Source organism: Streptomyces sp. SM1 (assembly GCF_002910825.1).
GTDB classification, from domain to species: Bacteria; Actinomycetota; Actinomycetes; order Streptomycetales; family Streptomycetaceae; genus Streptomyces; species Streptomyces okerensis.
The window spans coordinates 1-5,878 of record NZ_NEUB01000142.1; the positions used below are offsets into that span (position 1 = coordinate 1).

Annotated in this window: 2 protein-coding genes and 3 pseudogenes; all 5 read left to right on the forward strand. The window is 74.1% G+C overall.

The window, feature by feature from the left end; translation table 11 throughout:
• Window positions 1–466 (forward strand): annotated as a pseudogene (locus B9S61_RS03025) (hypothetical protein); the annotation flags it as partial.
• 55 nt (window positions 467–521) lie between these two features.
• Window positions 522–1,751, forward strand: coding sequence for an AAA family ATPase (locus tag B9S61_RS03030; protein ID WP_374936176.1), 1,230 nt, complete (start codon window positions 522–524; stop codon window positions 1,749–1,751).
• A pseudogene (locus B9S61_RS40585) lies at window positions 1,748–2,899 on the forward strand (VWA-like domain-containing protein); the annotation flags it as partial. The gene B9S61_RS03030 and the pseudogene B9S61_RS40585, both read left to right, overlap by 4 nt.
• Window positions 2,897–3,814: pseudogene (locus B9S61_RS40590) on the forward strand (substrate-binding domain-containing protein); the annotation flags it as partial. The pseudogenes B9S61_RS40585 and B9S61_RS40590, both read left to right, overlap by 3 nt.
• Window positions 3,815–4,426: 612 nt before the next feature.
• Window positions 4,427–5,878 (forward strand): DEAD/DEAH box helicase (locus B9S61_RS03040; protein WP_181007210.1); only part of this gene is annotated, 1,452 nt, incomplete at its 3' end.

The following is a 5,878-nucleotide window of genomic DNA, read 5'->3' on the forward strand; positions in this document are numbered from 1 at the left end:
CGGACCGCCCCGACCACCGCAGCGAACGGGGCAGCCCGAGTTCGTGGAGTGCCGCGGCGCCCGGCACCGGATCGGACTGGTCGACGGCGTACTGACCCCCCTGGACCACGCCCCGGACGAGATCCGCCGGGAGCGGCTGCTGGCCGAACTGACCGGCACCCCGCTTCCCTGCCTGCGGGCCGTCGACCGGGCCCACCGGCGGCCGGACTGCCTCCCGGGCGTACGCGAACGCCTCGACCACGGTGACACCGCCGGAGCGCTCGCCGTCGTCGAGAACCTGCTGGGACCCGGCGCGCGCCTTCCCGGCGGGCCCCTGCGGGACGAGCTCGAGGCGGTCGCACGGCGCCGGATCACCTACGGGCTGTACCGGTCGGGTCTGAGCGGACCCGCACCCGCGTGGCTCCTCCCGGCTCGCCCCCGACCCGCCGGCCGTCGCGGCCACCCGCGCCACGCGACCGACGGCTGATCCCCCGGGGGCCCGCGTCCCCGCCCACTCCTGACAGACCCACAGGTGATCACCCATGCCTTCGCACGCCCTGATGTCCACGACTCCCTCCCGGCTCGACGTCGCCGGTGACCTGCTCACCCTCCTGCGCGACACGTCCACCGAACCGCGCCCCGACGTCCAGCTGGAGGCCCTGACCCTGGCCGTCGCCGCCGACCTGCCCGTACTGCTGTGGGGCGAGCCGGGGATCGGCAAGACCGCGGCCCTGAACCAACTGGCCGCCTCCCTGGACCTCCCCCTGACCACCGTGATCGCCAGCGTGCACGAGCCGTCCGACTTCTCCGGGCTGCCCGTCGTCGGTGACGACCCCGCCGAGCAGGGCGTCCCCATGGCCCCGCCGGACTGGGCCGTGCGCCTGGTCCGGGCCGGCCGGGGCCTGCTGTTCCTCGACGAACTGTCCACCGCGCCGCCCGCCGTCCAGGCCGCCCTGCTGCGGCTGGTACTGGAACGGCGGATCGGCGCGCTGCGACTGCCGCCCGGCGTACGGATCGTGGCCGCCGCCAATCCACGGGCCTCGGCGGCCGGCGGCTGGGAGCTCAGCCCGCCGCTGGCCAACCGGTTCGTGCACCTGACCTGGACCCACGACCACGAGGTCGTCGTCCGCGGCCTCGGCGGCACCTGGCCCCGCGCCACCCTGCCCCGGCTCGACCCGGAGAAGCTCCCCGAGGCGGTGCGCTTCGCACGCCGCGCGGTGTGCGCGTTCCTCACCGCCCGGCCCCCGCTCGTGCACCGGCTGCCCAACAGCGAGGCCCGCCGGGGCGGACCCTGGCCCTCCCTGCGCAGCTGGGACATGACCCTCACCCTGATCGCCTTCGCCACGGCCGCCGGCTCCTCCCGTGACGTCCTCTCCCTGCTGGTCCGCGGCACCGTCGGCGACGGGCCGGGCCTGGAACTCCTGGCGAGCCTGGACCGGCTGGACCTCCCCGACCCCGAGGTGCTGCTCGCCGACCCGGCCCGCGCCGAACTGCCCGAGCGGGGCGACCTGCGCCAGGCCGTCCTCGACGCGGTGGTCGCCGCCGTGCGCGCCCGCCCGGAGAAGTCCCGCTGGGACGCCGCCTGGGCGCTCCTCGCCCGTGCGGTCGACACCGGGGCGCCCGACCTGGTCGTCGTCCCCGCGACCACCCTCGCCACCCTGCGCCGCGAGGACTGGGACGTACCGGCGACGATCGAACGGCTCACGTCGGCCGTGTCCCTGTCCCGGCGCGCGGACCGGGCCGCCGCACGCATCGCGGCCGGGGCGAAATGACCACGCATCCGCCGGGGACACCGCCGGCTCCCGCGCTCGACCTCGACAAACTCCTCGCCGCCCGGCTGCAGGCCGCCCGAACCCGGCCCTACCTCGCCACGGCGCTGTTCGCCCTGCACCCCGTCGAGTCCCGGCGCGTCCCGACGATGGCCGTCGACCGGCACTGGCGCTGCTACGTCTCGCCGGCGTTCGTCGCCGCCACACCCGTGGAGGAGCTGGCCGGCGTCTGGGTGCACGAGGTGTCCCACCTGCTGCGCGACCACCACGGACGCGGCGACCGGGTCGCCCGTGAGCGTGGACCGAACGGCCCGGGGGAGCGGCTGCGGATGAACATCGCCGCCGACTGCGAGATCAACGACGACGTGTACGGCGACGGGCTGGCGCGCCCCGAGGACGTGGTGCTGCCGGCGACTCTGGTCCTGGCCTCCGGGGAACTGATGGAGGACTACCTGCGCCAGTTCACACTCGGCCCGTACACGCAGGGCATGGTCTGGCTGGACTGCGGCAGCGGTGCCGACGGTCTCGAACGGGAGTGGGACCTCGGCCCGGACGGCGCGCACGGGCTCAGCGAACAGGAACGTGACGCCGTGCGCTTCCGTGTGGCGCGGGGCATCACCGCCCGTCCGGGCAAGGCGCCCAAGGGGTGGCGGCGCTGGGCGGAGGAGGTGTTCCATCCGCCGCAGCCCTGGCGGGAGTTGCTGGGGGCGGCACTCCGCTCGGCGGTCTCCGGCTCCGGCTCCGGGGACGACTACAGCTACGGGCGGCCCGCCCGGCGGTCGGCCGGAGTGCCCGGCGTCGTACTGCCGAGTCTGCGGCGCAGGCCGCCCCGGGTGTCGGTCGTCATCGACACCTCGGGCTCGGTCAGCGACAGCGAACTCGGCAGCGCCCTGCTGGAGGTCACCGCGATCTCCCGGGCCGTGGGCGGCCGCCGCGACATGGTCTCCGTGGTGTCCTGCGGCGCGGCGGCCGGCCGGGTGCACCGGCTGTGCCGTGCCGAGGGCATACCGCTGGCGGGCGGTGGCGGCACGGATCTGCGGGCCGGCTTCGCCAGGGCCCTCGCGTCCCGGCCCCGGCCGGACGTCGTGGTCGTCCTCACCGACGGACAGACACCGTGGCCGGACACCCGGCCACCGTGCCGGACGGTGGTGACCGAGGAGACCCGCCGCCAGGTGCCGGCCGCGATGAAGGAACTCGGCTACCGGCCCAACAGCGCCGCCCGCGCCCTCAAGCGCGGCGAGTTCCGCACCATCGGCGTCATCACGTTCACGCTGTCCACCACCGGCAACGTCCGCACCCTGGAGGCGATCGCCACCTCCGCCGCGCACGAGGGCTACGCGGTCACGCTGCTGCCGGTCGCCGTCCCCACCCAGGACGAGGTGCGCGGCGCCTTCTCCCGGCTGGAGGAACTCGCCGTCGACGCCGTGATCGTCATCATGGAGGTCCACCTCCTGGACGCGGCGACGGTCACGCTGCCCCCGCACGTCCAGGTCGTGGTGGTCGACTCCGACGCCGGCGACCACTACACGGTCGTCGACACCGACCAGTACGGCGGAACCCGCGCCGCCGTGAGCCACCTGCTCGGCCTCGGCCACCGCACGGTGTGGCATCTGGGCGGCCCCGAGGGCTCCTTCGCCGCCCAGCGCCGCACGGACGCGTGGCATGCCGCCCTCACCGAAGCCGGCCGGGTACCGCCGCCCCTCGTCCGGGGTGACTGGTCGGCCGACTCGGGCTACCGGGCGGGTCTCGAACTCGCCGCCCGCGCGGAGTGCACCGCCGTCTTCGCCGCCAACGACCAGGTGGCGCTGGGCCTGTTGCGCGCCCTGCACGAGCGCGGCCGGCGCGTTCCGCAGGACGTCAGCGTCATCGGCTTCGACGACATCCCCGAGGCCTCCTCCTTCCTGCCCCCGCTCACCACCGTCCACCAGGACTTCGCCGAGGTGGGGCGGCTCTGCGTCCAGGCGGTCCTGCGCAAGATGCGCCGGGAGGGGCCGGAACGGGGCACGACGCTCGTCCCGACCCGGCTGGTGCACCGCGCGAGCACGGCACCACCCGGGCACGGCTGACCGGGGGCACTCCGGGGGACTTCGGCAGTCCGCGACCGCGCGGCGCGCGTGGGGCTCGCCGTTCTTTGGACCGTCCTCACCCACGAGACCACCGACAGCCACCGGCAGCGTGGTGATGTGCGACACCATGACGGTGGTACGGACGGACTTCGCCGGGGCGAACCAGCGGGTGTACCACGGCATGGACCGCCCTGGTCCTCGCCTTCCTCTGTGCGCTGTGGCAGCCGGGCGGCCGCGTCACGGGGGCACCGCGGCCGGAACCGGGCCCGGCTCCGGAGCCCTGACCACCGTCCCGGCAGGGCGGGGCGCCGGGGCGGCCTGCTGTACGGGCCCAAACGCTCCGTGCTACTGTCGATCTCAGTTGTAGTCGTGGTACACGAAAAAGCCGCAGGTAGGAAAGACCGCCTCTGCGCCGTACCGACGTCTGCGTCGCAGCTGGGGTCGGCACCAGGTGGTGCGGGCTCCGGTTCGCTGCTTTTCAGGGGTCGCGTCTGATGAACCGGGCGGAACAGCCGACGTGACCACTTCAATCCGGCTCGTTCTTGCAATTCCCTGCGTTGTTCCACTGCGGCGGACATTCCTTGATACGTGCCACATCAGGGAAGGTTCCACTTGACACAGGCTCGCGCGAACAATCGAACGGCCGGCGCTCGCTCCGGCGGTCAGGGTTTCGCAAGGGGCGGCCGCCGCACCGGCGCCGCCGACCGCGTCGGCGCACAGCGGCGTTCCAAGGGCTCAGGCAGCCGACGCACCCCGATGACGGGGGAGTTCGCTCTCCCGGTGTCGACCACTCCCGCGCTTCCCGCGGTGGAGGCCTTCGCCGAACTCGCCCTGCCGGGAGAGATGCTGGCCACCCTCGGCAACGAAGGCGTGACGGTCCCGTTCCCCATCCAGGCGGCCACGCTGCCGAACTCCCTGGCCGGCCGCGACGTACTCGGCCGTGGCCGCACGGGCTCCGGGAAGACCCTCGCCTTCGGACTGGCGCTGCTGGCCCGTACGGCGGGACTTCGCGCCGAGCCCCGCCGGCCGCTCGCCCTGGTACTCGTGCCCACCCGGGAACTGGCCGGGCAGGTCACCGACGCGCTGACCCCGTACGCCCGTTCGGTGCGGCTGCGCCTGGCCACCGTGGTCGGCGGCCTGTCGATCGGCAAGCAGGCCTCCGCCCTGCGGGCCGGCGCGGAGGTCGTCATCGCGACGCCCGGGCGGCTCAAGGACCTCATCGACCGCGGGGACTGCGTCCTGGACGATGTCGCCATCACGGTCCTCGACGAGGCCGACCAGATGGCCGACATGGGCTTCCTCCCTCAGGTCACCAGGCTGCTCGACCAGGTGCGGGCCGACGGCCAGCGGATGCTCTTCTCCGCCACCCTCGACCGCAACGTCGACCTGCTGGTGCGGCGTTACCTGAGCGACCCGGTGGTCCACTCCGTCGACCCGTCCGCGGGCGCGGTCACCACGATGGAACACCATGTGCTCCACGTCGACGACACGGACAAGCGCCGGACGACGACCGAGATCGCGGCGCGGGACGGCCGGGTGATCATGTTCCTGGACACCAAGCACGCGGTGGACAAGCTCACCAAGCACCTGCTGAACAGCGGTGTACGTGCCGCCGCCCTGCACGGCGGCAAGTCCCAGCCCCAGCGCACCCGGACCCTCACCCAGTTCAAGGACGGACGGGTGAGCGTGCTGGTGGCGACGAACGTCGCGGCGCGGGGCATCCACGTCGACAACCTGGATCTGGTCGTCAACGTCGATCCGCCCAGCGACCCCAAGGACTATCTCCACCGCGGCGGACGCACGGCCCGCGCCGGCGAGTCCGGCAGCGTCATCACCCTGGTGACGCGCGACCAGCGGCGCGACATGAGCCGGCTGATGGCCCAGGCGGGCATCACGGCGCGCACCACCCAGGTGCGGTCGGGCGATGAGGAGCTGAGCCGCATCACGGGCGCCCAGGCCCCCTCCGGCGTTCCGGTCGTCATCGCGGCGCCGGTCGTGGAGCAGCGGCCCCGCCGCGCCGCGTCCTCGGCGTCCCGCGGCCGCCGGAGCCGCAACGCACAGGGC